This window comes from Mesorhizobium sp. M0051 (genome assembly GCF_040323235.1).
Classification (GTDB): Bacteria; Pseudomonadota; Alphaproteobacteria; order Rhizobiales; family Rhizobiaceae; genus Mesorhizobium.
In genome coordinates this window covers 1-538 of the sequence record NZ_JAMYUT010000105.1, presented here as the reverse complement: position 1 = coordinate 538, position 538 = coordinate 1, and the positions used below count along the sequence as shown (strand labels likewise).

Annotated in this window: 1 protein-coding gene; it reads left to right on the top strand. The window is 62.5% G+C overall.

Translation table 11 applies throughout. From position 1 onward, the window contains the following. Positions 1–538: IS256 family transposase (locus NKJ90_RS33430; RefSeq protein WP_352487786.1), on the top strand; the 538-nt coding region annotated here is incomplete at both ends.

Here is a 538-nt window from a genome sequence, read left to right as displayed (position 1 = left end):
AGAATCGCGGGCTCGCCGGCGTCGAGTTCGTCGTCTCCGACGACCATCCGGGGCTCAGGGCGGCAATCCGCGAAGTGCTGCCCGAGGCGGTCTGGCAGCGCTGCTACGTGCACTTCCTCAGAAACGCGCTCGACTATGTGCCGCGCAAGGTCGACGACGACTGCCTGATGGAGCTCAGGTGGTTCTACGACCGCCGCGACCTTGCCGAGGTCAAGCGCGACCTGGCGCAGTGGATCGCCAAATGGCAGGCCAAATATCCGAAGCTGGTCAACTGGGTGGAGGACAACATCGAGGAGACGCTGAGCTTCTATCGGCTGCCGCTTGCCCATCATAAGCACATGAAATCGACCAACATGCTGGAGCGGCTGAACCAGGAGATCAAACGGCGCACCCTGGTCGTGCGCATCTTCCCCAACCCGCAGAGTTGCCTGCGGCTGGTTCGGGCGCTGGCGGTCGAGATCCACGAGAACTGGCTCGAGGCGACCCGCTATCTCAACATGGATCATCTGCGTGAGCACAAGAAGGAGAGCCTGAGGGC